Annotated in this window: 13 protein-coding genes; all 13 read left to right on the forward strand. The window is 69.2% G+C overall.

The annotated features are described in order from the left end of the window. Nucleotides 1–41 precede the first annotated feature (41 nt). The 13 genes from MNY62_RS05940 (at nucleotide 42) to MNY62_RS06000 (ending at nucleotide 20,688) form a co-directional block, all read left to right on the forward strand. Complete coding sequence (locus MNY62_RS05940) at nucleotides 42–1,640, forward strand: hypothetical protein (RefSeq protein ID WP_242343191.1); 1,599 nt, start codon at nucleotides 42–44, stop codon at nucleotides 1,638–1,640. A 369-nt stretch (nucleotides 1,641–2,009) separates the two neighbouring features. Then, nucleotides 2,010–2,936, forward strand: a complete 927-nt coding sequence (locus MNY62_RS05945) for an NHL repeat-containing protein (RefSeq protein WP_242343192.1) — start codon at nucleotides 2,010–2,012, stop codon at nucleotides 2,934–2,936. 121 nt (nucleotides 2,937–3,057) lie between these two features. Continuing rightward, nucleotides 3,058–4,419 carry a cytochrome C gene (locus tag MNY62_RS05950; protein WP_242343193.1) on the forward strand — a complete coding sequence of 454 codons (1,362 nt, stop codon included), beginning with the start codon at nucleotides 3,058–3,060 and terminating at the stop codon, nucleotides 4,417–4,419. 149 nt (nucleotides 4,420–4,568) lie between these two features. After that, nucleotides 4,569–5,984: a hypothetical protein gene (locus tag MNY62_RS05955; RefSeq protein WP_242343194.1), complete on the forward strand. Its 1,416-nt coding sequence runs from the start codon at nucleotides 4,569–4,571 to the stop codon at nucleotides 5,982–5,984. Next, a complete protein-coding gene (locus MNY62_RS05960) occupies nucleotides 5,981–8,179 on the forward strand; it encodes a hypothetical protein (protein ID WP_242343195.1) in 2,199 nt (732 codons plus the stop codon). The genes MNY62_RS05955 and MNY62_RS05960 overlap by 4 nt, the downstream gene beginning before the upstream one ends. A gap of 32 nt (nucleotides 8,180–8,211) precedes the next feature. Beyond that, nucleotides 8,212–8,784, forward strand: coding sequence for a GNA1162 family protein (locus MNY62_RS05965; protein WP_242343196.1), 573 nt, complete (start codon nucleotides 8,212–8,214; stop codon nucleotides 8,782–8,784). A 172-nt stretch (nucleotides 8,785–8,956) separates the two neighbouring features. Then, a complete protein-coding gene (locus MNY62_RS05970) occupies nucleotides 8,957–10,051 on the forward strand; it encodes a hypothetical protein (protein WP_242343197.1) in 1,095 nt (364 codons plus the stop codon). 268 nt (nucleotides 10,052–10,319) lie between these two features. Beyond that, a complete protein-coding gene (locus MNY62_RS05975) occupies nucleotides 10,320–12,143 on the forward strand; it encodes a peptidylprolyl isomerase (protein ID WP_242343198.1) in 1,824 nt (607 codons plus the stop codon). Between the two features lie 26 nt (nucleotides 12,144–12,169). Beyond that, the gene (locus tag MNY62_RS05980; RefSeq protein WP_242343259.1) at nucleotides 12,170–14,125 is read left to right on the forward strand and encodes a cytochrome c3 family protein; all 1,956 of its coding nucleotides are present in this window, start codon (nucleotides 12,170–12,172) and stop codon (nucleotides 14,123–14,125) included. Between the two features lie 9 nt (nucleotides 14,126–14,134). Further along, a complete protein-coding gene (locus MNY62_RS05985) occupies nucleotides 14,135–15,403 on the forward strand; it encodes a cytochrome c3 family protein (RefSeq protein WP_242343199.1) in 1,269 nt (422 codons plus the stop codon). After that, nucleotides 15,403–16,317 (forward strand): NHL repeat-containing protein, encoded by a 915-nt coding sequence (locus tag MNY62_RS05990; protein ID WP_242343200.1) that lies wholly within the window; start codon nucleotides 15,403–15,405, stop codon nucleotides 16,315–16,317. Before MNY62_RS05985 ends, MNY62_RS05990 begins: the two co-directional genes overlap by 1 nt. Nucleotides 16,318–16,640: 323 nt before the next feature. Then, complete coding sequence (locus MNY62_RS05995) at nucleotides 16,641–18,341, forward strand: fibronectin type III domain-containing protein (RefSeq protein WP_242343201.1); 1,701 nt, start codon at nucleotides 16,641–16,643, stop codon at nucleotides 18,339–18,341. A gap of 361 nt (nucleotides 18,342–18,702) precedes the next feature. After that, a complete protein-coding gene (locus MNY62_RS06000; protein ID WP_242343202.1) occupies nucleotides 18,703–20,688 on the forward strand; it encodes a CxxxxCH/CxxCH domain c-type cytochrome in 1,986 nt (661 codons plus the stop codon). Nucleotides 20,689–20,765: the final 77 nt, after the last annotated feature.

The following is a 20,765-nucleotide window of genomic DNA, read 5'->3' on the forward strand; positions in this document are numbered from 1 at the left end:
CGGCGGTATGCGAGCTCGATCGCGAAGGAAGTGACTGCAGGATGAGCACGATGCCGTCGCAGGAAGCCGCTCCGCAACCCGTCATCACGGCCTCGACCGAGCATCGTGCCGTTCTCGGCCCCGACGCGGCCCGTCGAGGCGAGCTCGTCTTCGCGGTGCTGCTGGCAGCCGCGTTCGCGCTCGTCACGGGTTTCGCGACCGCGCATCACGAGCTCTGGCGCGACGAGGCGCACGCGTGGCTCCTCGTGCGCGACAGCGCCTCGCCGATGGCGCTGCTCCACGCCGCGCGGTACGGCGGCCACCCCTACCTCTGGTACGTGCTGCTGTGGCCCCTGGTGCGCATCACGCACGATCCGAGCGCCATGCAGGCGCTGAGCGTGACGATCGTCACCGCCGCCGCCTTCATCGTCGCCCGGTATGCCCCGAGCCCGAGGTGGGTCCGGGCGCTCGCGGTGCTGGGCTACTTCCCCGTGTACGAGTACGGGACCATCGCGCGCAACTACGGGCTGGGGCTGCTCGCGCTCGTCGCGTTCTGCGCGCTGTTCCCGCGCCGTCGTGAGCGCCCGCTGCTCGTCGCTGCGACGCTCTTCGTCCTCGCCAACACGAGCCTGCCCGCCCTCCTGCTCGCGCTCGCCGCCGCCGGGGGGCTGGCGATCGAGGTGCTCTGGCTGGCGCCGGAAGCCCGCAGCCGGGCGACCTGGGGCGGGTTGGCGATCGTGGCGCTCGGCGTGCTCCTCGCCGTCGCGCAGATGGTCCCCCCGTCCGACAGCGGCTTTGCGGTCGCGTGGAAGACCGATCTCGACCCGAGCTATGGCGCGTACGTCCTGAGCGACGTCACGAGCGCGTTTCTGCCCCTGCCCATGCCGGGGCGCTGGTTCTGGCAGACCGAGGTCCTGCTCGCGTTCTCGGCGTACCGCGAGTACGCCTGGATCCTCGCCGTGCTCATCGTCATCGCCGTCGCGGTCGCGCTCCTTCGCAGGCCGGTGGCGCTCGTCTACTATCTCTCCGCCACCCTTGCTTTGCTCTCGTTCTTCTACGCAAAGTACAACGGCTACCTCCGGCACCACGGCTTCCTCTTCCTCGCGTTCGGGAGCGCGCTCTGGCTGGCCGCGTACTCGACGGAGGCGCCCCTCTCGAGATCGATCGCGCGCGTCGTCGTCGCGGCCGAGCGGTCCGTGCGCGTCGTCGCGGCGATCGTCTTCGCCCTGCACGTCGTCGCCGGCGCGATTGCCGTCTGGGGCGAATACCGGTTCGCCTTCTCCGGGGCGAAGCAGACGGCCGCCTTGATGCGGGAGCGGAGAATCGGAGGTCTCCCGATGGTCGCCGCCCAGGACGACGCGGCCTCGGCGGTGCTCGCCTATCTCGACAAGGAGGGCGCGTATTACCCCGCGGGCGGACGCAACGGCTCGTTCGTTCTCTACGACGAGGCTCGCACGCGGCCGTTCGACCTCTGGCGGGAGGTGGACGGCTTCGCGAGCCGGACGGGCGGGCCTGTGGCGGCGGTGCTCACCGTGCCGGTCCTCCAGGGCACCCCGGCACCTCCAGAGCTCCTGAGACGCACGCGGGCGGAGGGCTGCGGGGTGAGTGACGTGGTTCCGGACGAGAGCTTCTGCGTCTTCACCGTGTGGCCGCGGCCTTGAGGCGCTCGCTCCCGGCTGTGGACCGCAGAGCGAGATCGGGCTCCGTCGCGCGCGGCGCTGTCGGATAAGCCCCCCCAGGAACAGCGGTTTTCGAGTGTCCGGGCGTTGCGCGGAAGCCGCAGCGCGCGCGACGGCCTGCGCGTCCGCGTCGACGAAGCACCGAGTAGGTAAACGGCGCAGGAACGCGCACTCGCGGCCCCTTCGCTCTTCTCGGCTGCGGGCTGGGTGTGGCGCATGCCCCAATCCCCGTAGCCGTTGGGGCAAATGGCGCACCGCTGGGTGTCGCCGAGGGGTGGGAAGGGCAGATCTGCCGAGATTTCCGGGATCCGCGGGCCGGTATCGCGCTTGCAGAACGGGCCGCCAACGCTCATGGCCCGCCTCTCGACCGCCATCCTCGCCGTCTTCCTCGCCACCGCCGCTCACGCGGACGCGCCGGCGGAGCTGCGGACCCGGTATGGCTACGATCTGTCGAGCCTCAGCGGCCGAATCTCCTCGAGCTGGGCGGCCCTCACCTACGACACGGCGAACCGTGAGCTGTTCATGGTCGACCGGTCGCAGGGCATCGTCCACGTCTTCACCGATCTCGGCATCGAGACCTACAGCTTCGGGGACGAGTCCGAGATCGGGCCGATCTCCGGCGTCGTGCCCCTCGAGAGCGGAGATCTGCTCGTCCTCGCCTCGCGCTCCAGCTCCTGGACGGTGTGGCGCTGCAACTTCCGCGGCGAGCCCATCGCGAAGCTCTCGATCAAGGGCCTGCCGGACGCGTTCGCGAAGGACTTCGCTCCGAGCGTGCTCCAGCGCGCGGCCGGCCGGACGTACATCGCGGACAAGGGCTCGATGAGGGTGCTCGTGACGGACGACCAGGGGACGACGGTCGCCACCTACGAGCTGAAGGACCTCCTCAAGTTCGACAAGCGGCACAAGGACGACGCGATGAGCGGCTTCAACGTCGATCGCGACGGGAGCATGCTCGTGACGGTCGCTCCGATGTTCCAGGCGTTCGTCGTGTCGCCGAAGGGCGACGTCCGGGCCTTCGGGACTCACGGAAGCGCGCCGGGCAAGTTCAACATCGTCGGAGGCATCGCGACGGACGAGAAGGGGAACTACCTCGTCACGGACATCCTCCGCGCCGTCGTCATGGTCTTCGACCGCGAGTTCCAGTTCCTCGGCGAGTTCGGGTACCGGGGTGACGAGCCGGACAATCTCGTCGGCCCCCTCGATCTCGTCGCCGCGAACGGCAAAGTTTTCGTCGCGCAGTCCGCGAACCGGGGGGTGAAGGTCTTCCGGTACGAGTGACGAGCGACTGAAGCAGGAGTTGCAGCAGCAGTGAAGAAGAAGTCCAGAGCAGGGGAGTGGTACCCGCAGTAGCAAGGCCCGCGTGATGTCGCAGAGGGCCAAACACAGACAAGGGGAAACAATGAAGTTCGCCAAGTTTGCCGTTGCAGCGGTCGCCGCGCTGAGCTTCTCCAGCGCGTACGCGTTCCACGACGGCGGCGTCGCGACCTGCGACGGCTGCCACACGATGCACAACTCGAAGGGCAACAAGTCGATGTCCCGCAAGGGCGCCGGCGTGCAGTTCCAGGGCGAGATCTACCTGCTCCAGGGCAGCGACCAGAGCTCGACCTGCCTCAACTGCCACGCGGCGGCTGACACGTCGCCGAAGAGCTACCACATCATGACGTACCCGGTTCCGGCTGCCGGGACGGCGCCCGCCGAGATGAGCCCTGGCGGCGACTTCGCTTACCTCGCGAAGAGCTACGTCACGGCGATCCGTGGCGCGCCCTACACGAACGCGGGCGACAAGCACGGCCACAACGTGCTCGCCGGCGACTACGGCCTCGTCGCGGACTCGAAGCTCGCGACGGCCCCGGGCGGCAACTACGACGCGACGAAGTTCTCCTGCATCTCCTGCCACGATCCGCACAGCCGCGCCCGTATCGTCGACGCCGCTGGCACGATCGAGTCCTCGGCCTTCGGCGCGAAGACGCTGCCCATCGGCGCGTCGGGCTCCTACGGCGCGCTCCCGATCGTCGGTGAGGAGGCTGTCGGCGTGTACCGCCTGCTCGCCCCGACGGGCTACGTCCCGATGTCGGTTCCGACCGCCACGGCGTTCGTGAACAACCCGCCTGTCGCGGTCGCCCCGTCGACCTACAACCGTAAGGAGTCGGCGACCGACACGCGCGTCGCCTACGGCTCGGGCATGTCCGAGTGGTGCGCGAACTGCCACGGCGCGATCCACAACAACGGCGTCAACTCCGGCAACACGAAGCTCATCCACCCGGCCGGCAACGGCGCGCTCCTGACGGCGCAGGCGAACGACCTCAACGGCAACCCGCTCGGCACGACGATCGCGAACATCTACAACGCGTACAAGGGCTCGGGCGACCTCACGGGCACGCAGGCGACCTCGTACGACTCGATGATCCCCTTCGAGGAGGGCGCGACGGACGTGACTGCCCTCGCCGCGAAGGCCGTCATCGACGGCACGCAGGTTGGCGGCCCGGTGACCGGCACGGAGAACGTGATGTGCCTCTCCTGCCACCGTGCGCACGCGACGGCGTTCCCGCAGATGAGCCGCTGGAACAACAACGCGCCCTTCGTCGCGGTCGACGGCCAGTGGCCGGGCAAGGACATCACGACGAACGCGGAAGTTGCGAACGGCGAGTTCAACCAGGGCCTGACGCAGGCCGAGTACCAGGCGGCGATGTACGACCGCCCGGCGACGCGCTACGCCTTCTTCCAGCGCTCGCTCTGCAACAAGTGCCACGCGAAGGACTAGTCGGCTCGCGCAGCACGCTGGTGTAGTATGAGGAGGGGCCGCGAGAGCGGCCCCTCCTTTCTTGTCTGCGCCGCTTCATTACGTCGCGGGCGTGAATAGGTCGCCCGTTCGGTTGTTCGCCGAGAGAAGCTCGCGAGATCGGAGCGCGCATGCGAACACGAACCCTCCTCCAGGCCGCGCTCGTCGCGTCGGTGCTCCTCGCCTGCGCGGCGCGTCCGCGGATCGTCGCCCGCGAGCCGCTCTCCGGCGAGGCGGACCTGTTCGTCTACGCGCAGCCGTTCCCCGTCGAGGCTCAGAAGCTCGCCGTCACCATTCGCTCGGTCGCCGCGGTGACGGCGCGCGGTGAGACGGTCCCGCTCGAGCTCGTCCGTCCCGTGCTCTCCGGCCGCGACGCGCGCCACCAGCGGTTGTTCGCGCACGGCCGGCTCGCGCCCGGCGCGTATGCCGGGCTCCTCGTGGAGGTCGCCGACGCCACCCTGCGCTCCGACGGCGGGACGGCGAACCTGCTCGTCCCGCAGGAGCCGACACGGATCGAGGCGCCCTTCGACGTCCGCAGCGGCGGCGCGAGGGTCCTGCTCCTGTACCTGAAGCCGGCGGAGGCGATCGAGCGCAACTACGGGTTCACTCCGGCGTTCGCGGTCGCGACGCCCGAGGTCCCTGTCACGACGCTCGCCGGGGCCTCCTCGAGCACCGCCTGGAACGATCTCTTCCTCTTCGACAAGAAGGCCCGGCAGGTGGTCGCCGCCGTCCCCACCGGCCGCGAGCCGCGCGGGATCGCCATCGACGAGCGGCAACGCCGGGCCTATGTGGCCCTCGCCGGAGAGGACGAGGTCGCCGTCGTCGACCTGGTCTCCGCCGAGGTGCTGTCGCGCGTCCGCCTCAACGCCGGCGATCGGCCGGGCCCGGTGGCGCTCGCGCAGAACGGGCAGGTCCTCATCGTGCTGAACGAGGGGTCCTACACCGTGAGCTTCGTCGACACCGCCACGTGGAACGAGCTCGGCCGCACCCCCGTCGGCCCCGAGCCCGAGTGGCTCGTCCTCGATCCTTCGGGACGGCGCGCCTACGTCCTGAGCAGGCGCTCGAACACGATCACGGTCGTGGACACCGTGGCCCGGACGGCGCTCAACACCGCGTCGACGGAGCCGGAGCCCTTGCGCGCCGTCCTCAACTCCGCCGGGAACCGCCTCTACGTCACGAACGCCGGGTCGCCGTACGTGACGGTGTTCTCCGTTCCCAGCCTCGCGTCGAGCGATCGCATCTTCGTCGGACTCGGGGCCGGCGCGGTCCTCGTGGATCGCCGGACGGACCTCCTCTACGTGGCGATGCGGGACGAGCCGCGAGTCCAGGTGTTCGATCCGTTCTCGTTGTTGCCCGTCGACACCATCGAGCTCCCCGGCCCCGCGTCGTGGATGGTCATCGACGACGTCGAGAACACGCTGTTCCTCCTCATGCCCGAGTCCCGCGCGATCGCGGTCCTGGATCTCGCGAGCCGCGCCGTCCTGGCCGTCACCGACGTCGGCGAGGATCCGTACGGGCTCGCGATCGCGGGGGCGCGCGGTCGATGAGACCCCACGCGCGTGCCGCGCTAGCCCTCCTGCTCGGGCTCTGGGCGACCGGGGCTCGCGGGGACGGGTGGTCGGCGGTCATCGAGGAGCAGTACACGAGGACCGAGACCAAGGTGACGGATCAGGGCGCCGAGGCGCGGACCTCGTCAGCGGACGTCGTGCTACAGCGGTACCGTCTCGGGGCCGACAAGACGATCTTCCCGTATCTGACCCTCGCGGGCGGCGGTCAGTTCGAGGACACGCAGACCTGGCAAGGCGGGTTCGGCTCGAATGACACGACCGACTCCAGGCTCGCGAGCATCTTCGGCCGGTTGAACGTAGGGGGGCCGACCTTGAACGGTCGCGGCAGCTATGACCGCCGGCAGGAGTGGTCGCGCACGCTCACCCTGCACTCACCGTCGCTCATCTCCGAGACCCTCGCCTTCGACAGCTCGTGGAGGCCGCTCGATCTGCCCCTGATCACGTTCGGGGCAAGCCGCCAGAACTCGTTCGACAGCGACCGGGTCGGGCAGGATCAGACGAACGACGTCTTCCTCCTCACCGCCGCGTACAAGGCGTCGAAGGCGCTTCGGGTCGCCTACTCCGCGCGGTACGACGACAGCGAGGATCGCATCCACGGCGCCGAGCGGACCGCCGTCGGGCAGTCGGGGCGGATCACCTACGACGATCGCTGGTTCGACCGGCGCACGCTCGTGCACCTGAACTATGACGTACAGTCGACGTTCGCGAACACGACGGTGCGTGACGCCGGCGCGGAGATCCCCGTCGCACAGGTTCCCCTCGCCGGGCTGTCCCTGGTGGAGACCTTCCCGACCCCGGAGACGGCGACGCTCGTCCCGAACCCCGCCCTCGTCGACGGAAACACCACGGCGGGCGCGGCCCTGAACATCGGGTTTTCCCCCCGTGCGAAGGGCGACGCCAACGCACGGGAGATGGGGGTCGAGCTTCCGATCGTCCCTGCGACGCCGGTCAACACGATCCGTCTATGGGTGAATCAGCCACTCCCTCAGCTGGTCGTGAGCGCATTCCGATTCAGCGTCTACGAGAGTGACGACAACGAGCACTGGACGCCCGTCGCCCTCATCGGCCCGGTCGTGTTCGGCGTGTTCGAGAACCGGTTCGAGCTCCGCATCCAGGAGACCACGGCGAGGTACGTGAAGGTGGTCACGCCTCCTCTGGACCCCGCCGTCACGCCGGACCCCAAGTACGCGGACATATTCGTGACCGAGCTACAGTTCTTTCAGACGGTCGCCGCCGAGTCCGTGCGTGGACGCAGCAGCGCACTATTGAACTCGGTCAGCGCGAGCGCGAGGACGGTCTTGCTCCAGTCGCCGAACGTGGCTCACGATTTCTCGCTTCAGCTCGCGCGCTCCGATACGCGGAGCCCTGGGCGCGATGTCGGTGAGACACGCCTTGCCCTTGCAAACGGGCTATCGCTCGCTCACAAGCTCGCGCAACCTCTGGTGTTGAACGCACGAATTGCGCGTCAGGATTTCTTCGCGAAGGCGACGCACTCGGGCATCCTCAACTGGAGCGCAGGCCTCGGGTATACGCCGTTCCAGACGATGAGCCACTCGCTCAACTACTCCGGTTCGTGGCGGCAAGGGACCACCGGGAGCGCGCTCACGAACTCCCTCTCGCTCTTCAGCAGGGCGGAGCTCTACCGTGGCGTCAGCGTGTCCGGCGACGGCGGATACACCCTCTCGTTTCTCGAGGGGGGTCGACTCTCGAGCGGTGTGCGCACGGGCGCCGCGCTGGGCCTGAGGCCTCACCGCACGTTCCAGCTTTCCGGCGGCTACCGCCTCTCGAGGACTTCCACCTCGGGGGGCGGCATGCCCTCGAGCAGGTCCACGCAGGAGCAGGTCGAGGGTGGGGCCTCGTACAGCCCCACCGAGGCGCTCTACGCGAGCGCGTCGGTGACGCGGATCATTCGCGGGGCGCGGCCGACCACGCTCGCCGGCCTGGGCGTGGGATGGTCGCCGCTGCAGGGAGGAGATCTGACCCTGAACGCGACCTACTCGAGGACCCTCGACACGTCCGCCGACGCGGTGACGCAGTTCATCTCGCCCTCTGCACGCTGGACCATCCGCCCCGGCACCTTTCTCGATCTCGCGTATGTCATCAGCGACTCGAGCGCGGCAGCGCAGGAGTCGAACGCGCGTCTACTCACGGCGAACCTGACGGTGACGCTGTGACGGTGGCCCGCGTGTTGCATCGGAGTCGCGACATGCTGATCCCGCGCAAGAACGCGCGCATTCTCCTCGTGATCCTGCTCATGGCGTGCTCGGGACCGGGTGCACGGCGCCAGTACCGGAATGCCGAGATGGACTTCGGCTCGGTGCACACGGTGCTCGTGATGCCGTTCGCGAACCTGAGCCGCGACTCCATGGCCGGCGAGCGCGTGCGGGACGTCTTCGTCAACATGCTGCTGTCGAGCGGCTCGATCTACGTCCTCCCACAGGGCGAGGTCATTCGCGGCGCGAACCGGGTCGGCATCGTGAACCCCGCGGTCCCGAACGTCGAGGAGGCGGTCAAGCTCGGCGGTCTGCTCAAGGCGGACGCCGTGATCACGGGCGTGGTCCGGGAGTACGGCGAGCTGAGGTCCGGGACCGCGTCGTCGAACGTGGTGTCGCTCAGCCTGCAGCTCATCGAGACACAGACCGGGAAGATCGTGTGGTCCGCGTCCACCACCAAGGGAGGGGTCGGCTTCGGCGCGCGCCTGCTGGGCGGGGGCGGCGCTCCGTTGAACGACGTGACGGAGGAAGCCGTCGATGACCTCCTCAACAAGCTCTTCAAGTAGGGCATCGCTCGCGGCGCTCGCGCTCGGCCTCGCCGCACTCGCGTGCGCAGGGCCCCACGCGACGTCCGCGGCCGGTTCGACGCCCGATCCCTCGGTCCAGACGGCGGGGCCGGCTTCTCCCGGGCAGCCGCAACCCCGAGAGCGGCCGCGTCTCGCCGGCCGCCGGATCGCGGTGCTCCCCATCGAGAACCTGAGCGGCGGCCCCGTCCCCGCGAAGCACCTCCTGCAGATCCTCTCGCTCGCGGTCGCGCGCGCGGGCGCGGAGGTGGTCGTCGAGGATCCCGTCGACGAGTTCCTCTCGCGCCATCGCGTTCGCTTCACCGGAGGGGTGGATTCGAACACGGCGAGCGCTGCCCGTGACGAGCTCGGGGTCGACGCGGTGCTGGTCACGTCGGTGCTGCTCCATCACGCCGGCTCACAGCCGAAGATCGCGGTCACGATGCGGCTCGTCGCCGCGCAGGAGCATCCCGAGATCCTGTGGATGGACGGCGCGGTCATGAGCGGTAACGACGACCCAGGCTTCCTGGACCTCGGGATCATCTCGAACATCGGGCGGCTCGAGCGGAACGCGCTCTCGCGGCTCACCACCTCTCTCGCCGGCTTCCTCGGCGGGAAGGGGTCGCCCATGACGACCTGCCCGGCGGAGCGCCGGTTCGAGCCCAGGATCAGCTTCCGCTCGCGGCGCTTCGCGCCCGGCGCCGCATCGGTCGCCGTCCTCCCGTTCGTGAACCTGACGGAGCGGAGAGGGGCGGGCGAGGCGCTCGCGGTCGAGTTCGTCAGGCATCTCTCCTCGCTCGGCTCGATGACGGTCCTCGAGCCCGGGGTCGTGCGCGACGCCCTCATCCGCTACCGCATCGTCCTCGAGGGCGCGGTCTCGCTCCTCGCCGTCCGGACCGCGACGGAGGTGCTCGGGAGCGACCTCGTGCTCACCGGCGTCGTCCGCGAGTACGACGACGCCGGGCCCGTCCCGAAGGCCGACTTCACGGTGACGCTCATCGACACGCGCACCGAGGAGGTGGTCTGGGAGGCGACCTCGGATCACAGGGGTGACGACGACGTCGTGCTCTTCGATCGTGGCAGGGTCAACACGGCGACGGCGCTCGCCTGCCGGATGGTACGGACCGTCGTCGACGGCATCGCCGCGGCGACGAAGCGCGCTCCTGGGATGCGCGATCGGTCTCCAGCGACCCAGGAGCAGCAGAGAGCCGCCGAGGCGCAGAGGCAGCGCACCGTCGGCTCCGTGCGTCGCGAGCCGCACGACGGATGAGAGCGCGCAGACCGCTCGCGGCGGGCGTTCCGGGCCGGCGACACAGGGCAGCGAAAAACGATCGAATCATCGAGGGCCCACGCAACGCTTGCGCAGAAGTCAGGTGCGCAATCGGGCAAATCAGGAACGAATCTGCGGAATTGCAGCGGTTTAAGGCGGCCCGTCAGGGGGCACACCCGTTGCAGCCTGCGCCGTCGGCCACGGAACGTGGACGGCGAACGACCGCCGAACGATGTGGCCGCGCAAGAGCGCGGTCGAGAGGAGCGACATGACGACGCGTGCAGTTCTCGCAGCCGTGCTTGCCTCGTTGCCCGCGTGGGCGTTCTCGGCGGCTCCCGCGAAGGCGACTCAGGCGGCGCCGCCGCCGGCCGCCGCGCCGAAGTCCGAGGCCGCCAAGAGCGGCGCAGGGGCCGCCCCGAAGACCGCCGCCCCCGGAGGCGCGAAGAAGCCCTCCGAGCCCGAGGGCGTCCAGGCCTACCTGAAGGTGCCGTTCCTGTCGCCGCGGTTCGCCTCGACGCCGGTCGCCGCCGTCGACGGCGACGCCATCACCATGGGGGAGCTCGTCGACACGCTCGCGCTCGAGCACGCGCCGCGGAAGCCGGAGCCCGGCGCCGAGCCCGCGACCCCCGCCCAGGCGAGCCGCAGCGACTTCACGCGCGTGCTCGACCGGCTCGTCGACACCCGGGTCGTGGCGTCCGAGGCGCGGGACATGGGGATCGGCGATCTCCCCCAGATCAAGGAGGAGATGGCGAAGTTCGAGGAGACCGAGCTCCGCAAGACGTTCGAGCGGTCGGTCACGAAGGACCTGAAGCCCGACCCGGTCGTCGTCGAGAAGCTGTACAAGGACTCGGTCCGCGAGTGGAAGATCCGGTCGATCGCCTTCGACAAGGAGGAGGACGCGCGCGCGGCCGCGCCGCTCGTGCGCGACGGAAAGGCGTTCGACGAGGTGGCGAAGCGCCTCGTCGCGGAGAAGAAGGCGCGCGGAAACGACGAGCCGGTCTACGCCCCGGAGTCGAAGCTCCTGCCCGAGATCGTGCAGGCAGCCTCGCAGCTCACCCCGGGCGCCGTGAGCGCGCCCGTCAAGATTCCGTCCGGCTACGCCATCCTGAAGGTCGAGGACGTTCGCTACCCGGAGGACCCCGAGGCCCGGGCGATCGCCGAGGAGCGCTCGCTCGAGATGAAGCGGCGCCAGACCGTGCTCAAGACCTACGAGTCGCTCGCGAAGAAGTACGCCGTCGTCGACGAGAAGCTCATCGATCGGCTCGACTACGAGGCGAAGAAGCCCGGCTGGAACGTGCTGTTCAAGGACAAGCGGCCCCTCGCGAAGATCCGCGGCGAGGCGCCCATCACGGTGGGCGATCTCGGCGAGGGGATCTCGCTCAAGTTCTTCCACGGGATGGAGGGGCCGATCCGGGCGAAGCAGGTGAACATCGCGAAGCGCGTGACGTTCGAGGGCATGCTGATGCGGCGGCTCTTCAGGAAAGAGGCGCTCGCGCAGAAGCTCGACCAGAGCGAGGAGTACAAGGCGGCGACCGCCGAGTACGAGACGTCGCTTCTCTTCGGGATGTTCGTGCAGCGCGCGGTCGTTCCTTCGGTGAAGGTCACCGAGGGGGAGCTCATGGAGTACTACGAGAAGAACAAGGCGGATTTCACCACCCCCGCCTTCTATCGGCTCGATGCGCTCGCCTTTCGCAGCGAGAAGGCCGCGCAGGCGGCGCTCGACAAGATCAAGTCGGGCACGGACCTCAAGTGGCTCAAGGCGAACGCGACCGACCAGGTCCCGGCGGAGCAGCGCGACCTCGACTTCGGCGGGACGATCTACAGCGCGAAGGGGCTCCCGGCCGATCTCGCGAAGCTGATCGCCAACTCGAAGAAGGGTGAGTTCCGGCTCTACGCGGCGCCCGGCGGACAGGCTTACGTGGTGCAGATCCTCGACGTCACGCCCGCGAAGGAGTCGCCGTACAAGGAGAGCCGCGAGGCGATCGCAAAGAAGTTGTTCGCCCGCAGCGTCGACAAGGCGCTCGACGAGTGGGTGGCGAAGCTCCGCAAGGAGCACGACGTCAAGATCTACATCACGCGCGTCGACGGGTGAGCGCGGTCCACGACTTCAGCGAGGGCATGGCTTTGACCTCCAAGACCAACCGGTGGGTGCTCGCGCTCGTGGCCCTGTCGGCGGCGTTCCTCGCCGCCGCTCCGGGCCGGGCGGAAGCGGCGAGACAGTTCAAGTCGAAGGACTGCATCGAGTGCCACAAGCCGTTCGCGGACAAGTACGACTCCGTCAAGTTCACGCACCCCGCCGTGAAGCAGCGGAAGTGCGAGGACTGCCACCTGCGGCACGGCGTCGTGCCGAAGCTCGTGCTGAAGGAGCCCGGCGCGAACCTGTGCTTCAAGTGCCACAAGCGCGAGTCGCTCGGCCTCGACAAGCCGAACGTCCACAAGGTGCTCCGCACCGGCGCCTGCGGGCAATGCCACGACGTGCACGGCTCGAACGCGCCGCACATGCTGAAGGCCGAGGGCAGCCAGGTCTGCTACGCCTGTCATGACAAGGCGGCGTTCGAGCGCAAGAACGTGCACAAGGTGCTCGCGAAGGACGGGTGCCAGGCGTGCCACCTCGCGCACGCGTCCGACCAGAAGAACCTGCTCGCGGCGGAGGAGGGCAAGCTCTGCTCGAAGTGCCACTCGACCAGCGCGGGCGGGTTCGTGAAGGCGCACGGGGGCTACCCGGTCGCGACCTGCACCGGGTGTCACGATCCGCACTCCGCGGATCGCGCGAAGCTCCTGAAGGCGTCCGTCCACCCGCCGGTCGCGGAGTCGTCCTGCTCCGACTGCCACGTGCCCGCGAAGTCGGCGAAGCCGTTCGCCGTGCAGGAGGTGGGCGCGAAGCTGTGCGCGAACTGCCACGACTCCGCCAAGCTGCTCGGCGGGGGCACCGTCGTGCACAAGCCCGTGAAGGACGGGCAGTGCGTCGCGTGCCACGATCCCCACGCGTCGAGCGCGCCGAAGCTCGCGCACGCCCCGGGTAGCCGCCTCTGCCTCGAGTGCCACCCGCAGATGGGCCAGAAGGTCTCGGTCGCGCACGCGCCGATGTCGGCCGCTGGAGGCTGCGTCTCGTGCCACAAGCCGCACGCCGCCAAGGAGAAGAAGCTCCTCGCGAGCAACGTGGCGACGCTCTGCGGTAGCTGTCACAAGAAGACGTTCGAGGAGAAGCGCAAGATCGCCCACCAGCCGTTCGTCGATCGCGACTGCGCCGCGTGTCACGATCCCCATGGCTCGAACCTGCCCGGCATGGTGAAGTCGCGTCTCGACAAGGTCTGCTTCGGCTGCCACGCCGAGGAGGAGACCCGCTTCATCAAGACGCACACCCACAAGCCCGTGCTCGACGGCCGGTGCGGCGCGTGCCACTCCGGGCACGGCTCCGACGAGCCGAAGCTGCTCAGGGCAAAGGGCGCGAAGCTCTGCGAGCAGTGCCACGCCGGGATGATGAAGGCGGACGCGAGCGGGACGACGCACGCGCCGTTCGCGAAGGGCGACTGCCTCACCTGTCACGATCCGCACGGCTCGAACACCGCCGGCATGCTCGTGTCCGACACGAAGGCGCTCTGCTCGCGATGCCACGAGAAGACGGAGAAGGCGGTCCAGGGCGCGACGAGCGTGCACGCGGCGTTCAGCGCTGGCGACTGCACGAAGTGCCACAGCCCCCACCAGGCGAAGCTGAAGAACCTCATGCTCGCGCAGACGCCGGACGTCTGCCTGACCTGCCATGACCGCATGAAGGAGAAGCTCGCGACGGGGAAGCGGCACCAGCCCGTCGAGGACTGCCTGTCGTGCCACGGGCCGCATGCGTCCAAGCAGCCGAAGCTCGCGGTGGATCGCTCGGCCGAGCTGTGCGGTCAGTGCCACGACGAGAAGGAGGGCAAGTTCACGACGGCCCACCTCGGCATCGCGGCGACCGACATGAACTGCACGAGCTGCCACGATCCGCACGCATCCAAGGACCCCAAGATGTTCAAGGGACTGCAGCACGCGCCCTTCGCATCGCGGGACTGCGGCAACTGCCACGTCGTCGAGAAGTAGAGGACATCGATGAGCGCGAGACCTTTCATCCTCGTCCTTGCGGTCGCCGCCCTGGCGGGACCCCCGGTCGCTGCTCGAGCCGCTCCGAAGTTCAAGCTGAAGCCGGGTGCGGCAGGCCAGGTGTGCCTCGAGTGCCACCCGGACTTCTCCGAACGGCTCAAGAAGCAGTTCGTCCACACTCCGGTCCGGTCGAAGGAGTGCACCGGGTGCCACAACCCCCACGCCTCCGACCACGGCAAGCTGCTCGCCGCGGACGCGAACGCGATCTGCGCGACGTGCCACAAGGACGTCATCGCGAAGAACGCGAAGAGCACGCACCAGCCCGTCGTGCAGCAGCAGTGCGGGCAGTGTCATGACCCGCACGCCTCGAACGTGAAGTTCAACCTCGTCAAGGGCGGCGCCGAGCTCTGCGGGACGTGCCACAAGACGCTCGTCGACGGCGCCACGGCCTCGAAGTTCAAGCACCGCGCCGTCCAGAACGGCTGCGGGAGCTGCCACGACGCCCACGCGTCGGCGACGGGCCCGAAGCTGCTCAAGGCGGACGTGCCTCAGCTCTGCCTCGGGTGCCACAAGGTCGACGGGCCGATCCTGATGAAGAAGCACATGAACTACCCCGTCGCGAAGGCGCAGTGCACGAGCTGCCACGATCCGCACGGCTCGAACACGCGTGGCATGCTCTACAACACGGTCCACGCGCCGGTCGCGAAGGGCATGTGCGCGCAGTGCCACGAGGCCCCGGGCTCGCCCAACGGCTTCAAGCCGAAGCAGGCGGGGATCGCGCTGTGCCGCGGCTGCCACATCCAGAACATCAACAACATGATGGACAAGAACCGCGTCCATCGTCCGGTCACCGAGGGCGCCGCCTGCCTGACGTGCCACGGCCCCCACGCGTCGAAGGCGAAGGGGCTCCTCAAGGCCGACATGCGGACGGTCTGCGGCAGCTGCCACGCCGACACCATCAAGCGCGGCGACATGTCGGTGACGAAGCACCAGCCCATCAAGAACGCCGAGTGCACGAGCTGCCATGACCCGCACGGCTCGGACGCGGCGCTCATGCTGGTGAAGACCGAAACGATCGAGCTCTGCGGGAAGTGCCACGACTGGCAGAAGCACGCGTCGCACCCGGTCGGCGCGAAGTACGTCGACCCGCGCAACAAGAACCTGACGCTGCAGTGTCTCAGCTGCCACCGCGCGCACGGCACCGAGTTCAAGCAGATGATGCCCTACGCGACGGTTCCCGAGACGTGCACGAAGTGCCACGAGAAGTTCAAGAGGTGATGACCGTGCTCAGAGCCATCGACGCGAGGGTGATCGCCTCGCTCGTCGTCGTCCTCGCCGCGAGCGGGGCACGCGCGGAGAGCGTCTCGTTCAAGCACCAGGCGACCGTGTACAGGGACGCGAAGGACGGCAAGCTCTCCGCCCCCGAGGGCGTGGCCTGCAACGACGCCGGGCTGCTCGTGGTCGCCGATACCGGGAACGCTCGGCTCCTCACGTACTTCGTGAAGGAGGGCGCCGTGACGCCGGCGGCCGAGGTGAAGGTCCCGCAGCTCAAGCACCCGGTCCGACTGCAGCTCGACTCGAAGGGCAACATGCTCGTGCTCGACCGCAAGCTGCGGCGCATTGCACGGCTCGATCCCAAGGGCGCGTTCCAGGCCTACCTGGACGTGAAGCCCGCGGGTGTGGCGGAGGTCGTGCCCACGAGCTTCAAGGTGGACCGCGCCGACAGCGTGTACGTGCTCGACGCGACCGCCGGGAAGGTGTTCGTGGTCGATGCAGCGGGCTCGGTGACGGCGACGCTCCCGCTCCCCACGGACGCAGGAACGTTCACGGACGTCGCGGTGGATGCCGCCGGAACGATCTACGTGCTCGACGGGGTGCGCGCGGCGGTGTGGTCCGCCGCGAAGGGCGCGACGGCCTTCTCGCCGCTCGGGAAGAGCTTCAAGGACTACGCGAGCTTCCCCACCTACCTGATGGCGAACAACCGGGGCGTCCTGCTGGTGGTCGACCAGAACGGCGCCGGCATCGTCATGCTCGGTCAGGACGGAAGCTACCTGGGGCGTCAGCTCAGCCTCGGCTGGACGGACGGGCTCCTCTATTACCCGTCGCAGATCTGCCTCGACGCTCAGGGCGAGGCGTTCGTGGCAGACCGGTCGAACAACCGCGTGCAGATGTTCACGTCGGTCGTTCAATAGCGATCCAAGGTGTCCGATTCCGGGGCGCGCTTCCACGGGAGCGCGCCCCGTTTCGTTTGACGCGCATCAACCCCGTCATTGCCGTGAATCAATTTCGTGCTGCGGCTTGATGCCGCCCACGAAGGCAACTGAGCAGGCGCTCGCACCCATGGTACCCTGGTGACCTACCTATTTCACCGCAAGTCGTAGTGGTCGCCCGAAGTGGGGCGCGACTCGCGCGTGAATGAGGAGGGGCCCCGATGTCGATACCGTTCCGAACGCGTCCGCTGGCTGCTGCCGCGTTCTTGAGCGTCCTGGTCCTCGCGTGTGGCGAGGATGATCCGGTGAACGGAGCGCCGAGGTCGGCGGACTCCGGCACCTCGCGCGCCGCTGCGACCGCGACCGCGGACGGCCCGGTCTGCAGGGGCACGGGCGCCCACGACAAGCATGGCCTCGTCGGGTTCGGATGCTCCACCTGTCACGAGTGCGGCGGGCTCATGCAGTTCTCGAGCACGTTCACGCTCCCCACGAGCGGCGCGTCGATCTCCGGCCCCGGCAACGTGGTGACCGTCGGGGTGAACGGGGCGCCCACGACGTGCAGCGTCGCGTGCCACAACGTCGGGGGGCTCGCGACGCAGCCGGTCGACTGGAGCACGCCGGGTCCGCTGGCATGCAGCTCGTGCCACTCGCAGGGGCAGTCCGGGGCGTTCCCGGCGAGGTCGAGCCACGGCGTGGACAGCTCCAGCGCCACCGCGAACCGCGCGGCTTGCCAGAACTGCCACGACACCTCGAATCACGTCTCCGGGACGGTGGTGATCCAGGGGGTCGGCGCGCTCGATCCGAACGACCCGGCGCAGGTGGACGGTGCGTGCAAGAAGTGCCACGGGGGGAGGGGAGCCGCGGTCGCCGGCAAGACGCCGCCGCTCCTCGTGGGCTATGCCGCCGCCGACGGCGACTTCCACGGCGCCCGGGCCGGCACCGGGTTCGGCGGGTCGCTCATCGGGTACGCCCGGGGCGCGGATCCGCTCCCGTGCATGGCCTGCCACGACGCGCACCAGAGCTCGAACGCGTTCCTCTTCGCCTCGACGGTGAACACGTCGCCCGTCGCGGATGCGACCATCAACCGCGCAGGCGTCGGAGCGGAGGCGCTCTGCGAGCGGTGCCACTCCGGCGCGCGTCATGCCGGGTGCTCGGCCGCCGGATGTCACACGACCGACCCCGTGCCCGGTGGGGCGAACAAGCCCTGCTTCTTCTGCCACGGCCACGAAGGCATCGTGAACTTCAGGCTGCCGACCTGGGCGGACCACCCGGTGCCGGGCATGGCCATCAGCGACCCGAACAATTACTGCTGGCACTGCCATTCGACCGGCTGGTTCCCTGCGACGCCCGAGTACGTGGCGCCGACGGTGAGCGCCGTGGCCGTCACCGGGATCGCGGCGACGAGCGCCACGGTGCGCTGGAACACCAACGAGAAGGCCACGTCCTACGTCGAGTGGGGCGTGGGGACGCCCTCGAATGTCGACGGCAATGGCGTGCTCGTCACGCAGGCCTGCGGGGCCGGCGTGAACCCTCCCTGTCGTGAGGTGACGCTGACGGGCCTCGCGCCGGCCACCCAGTACGTCTACCGGGTCCGCTCGTCGGACGCGTTGCGGAATGTGACCGTGTCGCAGTCGTACACGTTCACGACGTCTGATCCGAACGCGCCCGGCCAGCCTTCGATCACCGCCGTCCCCGACGGTGCGGTGCCGTACCCGGAGACCTCGGTGCCGGTCACGTTCCAGTGGAGCGCCGTCGCGGATCCCAACGGGGATCCCGTCGAATACCGGGTCCAGATCTCCACCACTCCCGGCTTCACCGCTCCCCTCGTCCTGGACGGTCCCTGGACTCCCTCGACGACGTACTCGAGGACCTTCACCGCCACGGAGTGGCCGGGGACGACCTATTACTGGCGCGTGCAGGCGCGCGACGCGGTACATGATCTGCGTTCGCCGTGGTCGAGCGTGGACGCGTTCGGGATCTGGTGGTACGACCCGATGCCGTACTGATCCAAATCAATAAATGTCGGCCCGGACCGGGGCCGCCGCGCAATGCGGCGGCCCTTTTCCTTCAGCGGTCCTCGACTGGAACGGGGTGGACCTCGCGTGAGGTGCGCCTGAGGGCAAAGCCGCGCCGCTCCTGGAACGCCACGCCGTGTACTCGGAGTCACCGACGCGCGCGGACGCGATTGCGATCGATTGACGCAGCCGAGGGCGGAATCTTGGGTTGGGCCAAAGACGTGCACCCGAACGCTGGCTCGTCGCGTGCGATAGGAGGTGCTTTCTTTGGCCGAGCAATTCAATCGCTGGCCAGGGAACCCGGGGGATCCGCATGCGCTCGCGGCAGCTCGATCGAAGGCTCGGCCTGTCCATGCTGGCCGCTTCCGCATTGCTGTTCTCGTCCGCGTGCGGGAGCGGAGGACAGGAAGTCGGGCAGGGAGGCCCGGCGAGGACGTCGCGCTCCTCGTCCGCCATCGTCGCGAACGACGCCGTGTGCGCCGGCACGGGGGCGCACGACAAGCACGCTTCGTCCGGCGTCGGCTGCGCGGTGTGCCACCCGTGCGGCGGCGCCTACCAGTTCGGCACGTTCACCTATCCTGGCGCCGGAACGTCGACGTCCGGCGGCACGATCACGCTCGGCGCGGGGACGGATCCGACGACGTGCTCCGTCGGCTGCCACTATCCGATGGGGACGGCACCCCACCCGATCTCCTGGACGACGCCCGGGCCGCTCGACTGCACCTCGTGCCACGCCATCGCGGCGCTCCCGTCCACGCACCCGGCCCTCGTCGTCGAGAGCCCGACGCGCGCGGACTGCGAGGCCTGCCACCAGATGGGCGAGCACACGAAGGGCAGCGTGGTGCTCGTGAGCCACGGCCCGGACTGGATGGAATCGGCGAGTCTCGGGTTCCACGCGTACTCGGCGAACCGGCGCATCGCGAGCTGCCAGGCGTGCCATGGCGTCGACCTCACCGGCGGCTCGACCCACACCGCGTGCGGTGACTGCCATGACCGCAACCTCCCGGCCGGAGTGACGAGCTGGCGGACGAACTGCGTGATGTGCCACGGCGACGCGGCGACGGGCCAGTCCGCGCCGCCGCGCGCGACCTGGGGCAACGACGCACCGAGCGATGCCAGCAACGTCCGCATCGGCGCTCACGCGACCCACGTGACCGGCAGCGCGATCGCGCCGCCCTTCGACTGCGGCGTCTGCCACGTCAAGCCCGCGGACGCGCTCTCGAGCGGGCACGTCGACGAGGCGACGGCGAAGGTCGTGTTCAGCGGCCTCGCCGCGAACCGCGGAGAGCCCACCGCGGCGTGGGCCCGCGACACGGCGACCTGCAGCAGCACCTACTGCCACGGCGCGACGCTCGGGGGCGGATCGAACAAGACGCCCAACTGGACGCGCGTCGGTCAGGGCGAGGCGGGATGCGGCACCTGCCACGGGCTGCCTCCCCCCGCGCCACACCCCTCGGTCGCGGGCGGCCTCTCCGAGTGCTCGGTCTGCCATCCGGACACCGTCGACTCGAGCGGCGCGATCATCCCGCCCAGCGCAAACGGGCTCCACCTCGACGGGCTCGTCGAGGGCGGCCATGACGCTCAGTGGATGGATGAGGCGAGCCCGAAGTTCCACGCGTTCTCGGCGAACCGCGGCCTCGGTCCCTGCCAGTCGTGCCACGGCGCGGATCTGACCGGCGGCTCGACAGGCGTGGGTTGTGCCAAGTGCCACGACGCGGGCTGGGAGCGGAATTGCACGATGTGCCACGGCGATCCGGCCGACGGCACGGGCGCGCCGCCCCGGACGACGTGGGGCAACGACGGCGACCCGCTCCGGGTGGGCGCGCACACGGCGCACGTGAGGGGGACCTCGGTCGCGGCGCAGCTCGACTGCGACCAGTGCCACGTCGTGCCCACTGACGCATTCTCCGCTGGGCACATCGACGGTGCGACGGCGACGCTCACCTGGGGACCGCTCGCGACGCTCGGCGGAACCGCGCCGGCCTGGGACCGGACGGCGGGGACGTGCTCCAGCACGTACTGCCACGGCAGCTACTCCGGGACGTTCTCGTACTACTTCTTCGACGGCACCTACGCGACGCGCTATGCGGGCAAGCGCGGGACGCCGTCGTGGACGGGGGCGTCGATGGCGTGCGACTCGTGCCACGGGAACCCGCCCCGGGAGAACGTCTCCTGGCACGGCTATCACGGCGGCGGGAACCAGTGTCAGCTCTGCCACGCCGACGCGATCGGGACGGCGAACGGCGTCGGGACGGCCGTCACGGATCCGGTGAAGCACATGAACGGCTCGGTCGACATCGAGCCCCAATGGGACGGCAGCTGCTTCGGTTGCCACTGACGCGCTGAAACGCCGCGAGCACGAGCCCCTGGCCGCGAACCGCGACCAGGGGCTTCGTGCGAGAGGATCAGCGTGAG

Source organism: Anaeromyxobacter terrae (assembly GCF_022690685.1).
In the GTDB taxonomy this organism is placed as follows: domain Bacteria; phylum Myxococcota; class Myxococcia; order Myxococcales; family Anaeromyxobacteraceae; genus Anaeromyxobacter; species Anaeromyxobacter terrae.

Bases quoted from the DNA above. Each gene is read 5' to 3' on its own strand.
- MNY62_RS05980 (WP_242343259.1), top strand. From the start codon at position 12,170: ATGGCTTTGACCTCCAAGACCAACCGGTGGGTGCTCGCGCTCGTGGCC.
- MNY62_RS05955 (WP_242343194.1), top strand. From the start codon at position 4,569: ATGCGAACACGAACCCTCCTCCAGGCCGCGCTCGTCGCGTCGGTGCTC.
- MNY62_RS05975 (WP_242343198.1), top strand. From the start codon at position 10,320: ATGACGACGCGTGCAGTTCTCGCAGCCGTGCTTGCCTCGTTGCCCGCG.
- MNY62_RS05990 (WP_242343200.1), top strand. From the start codon at position 15,403: ATGACCGTGCTCAGAGCCATCGACGCGAGGGTGATCGCCTCGCTCGTC.
- MNY62_RS05985 (WP_242343199.1), top strand. From the start codon at position 14,135: ATGAGCGCGAGACCTTTCATCCTCGTCCTTGCGGTCGCCGCCCTGGCG.
- MNY62_RS05960 (WP_242343195.1), top strand. From the start codon at position 5,981: ATGAGACCCCACGCGCGTGCCGCGCTAGCCCTCCTGCTCGGGCTCTGG.
- MNY62_RS05945 (WP_242343192.1), top strand. From the start codon at position 2,010: ATGGCCCGCCTCTCGACCGCCATCCTCGCCGTCTTCCTCGCCACCGCC.
- MNY62_RS05940 (WP_242343191.1), top strand. From the start codon at position 42: ATGAGCACGATGCCGTCGCAGGAAGCCGCTCCGCAACCCGTCATCACG.
- MNY62_RS06000 (WP_242343202.1), top strand. From the start codon at position 18,703: ATGCTGGCCGCTTCCGCATTGCTGTTCTCGTCCGCGTGCGGGAGCGGA.
- MNY62_RS05965 (WP_242343196.1), top strand. From the start codon at position 8,212: ATGCTGATCCCGCGCAAGAACGCGCGCATTCTCCTCGTGATCCTGCTC.
- MNY62_RS05950 (WP_242343193.1), top strand. From the start codon at position 3,058: ATGAAGTTCGCCAAGTTTGCCGTTGCAGCGGTCGCCGCGCTGAGCTTC.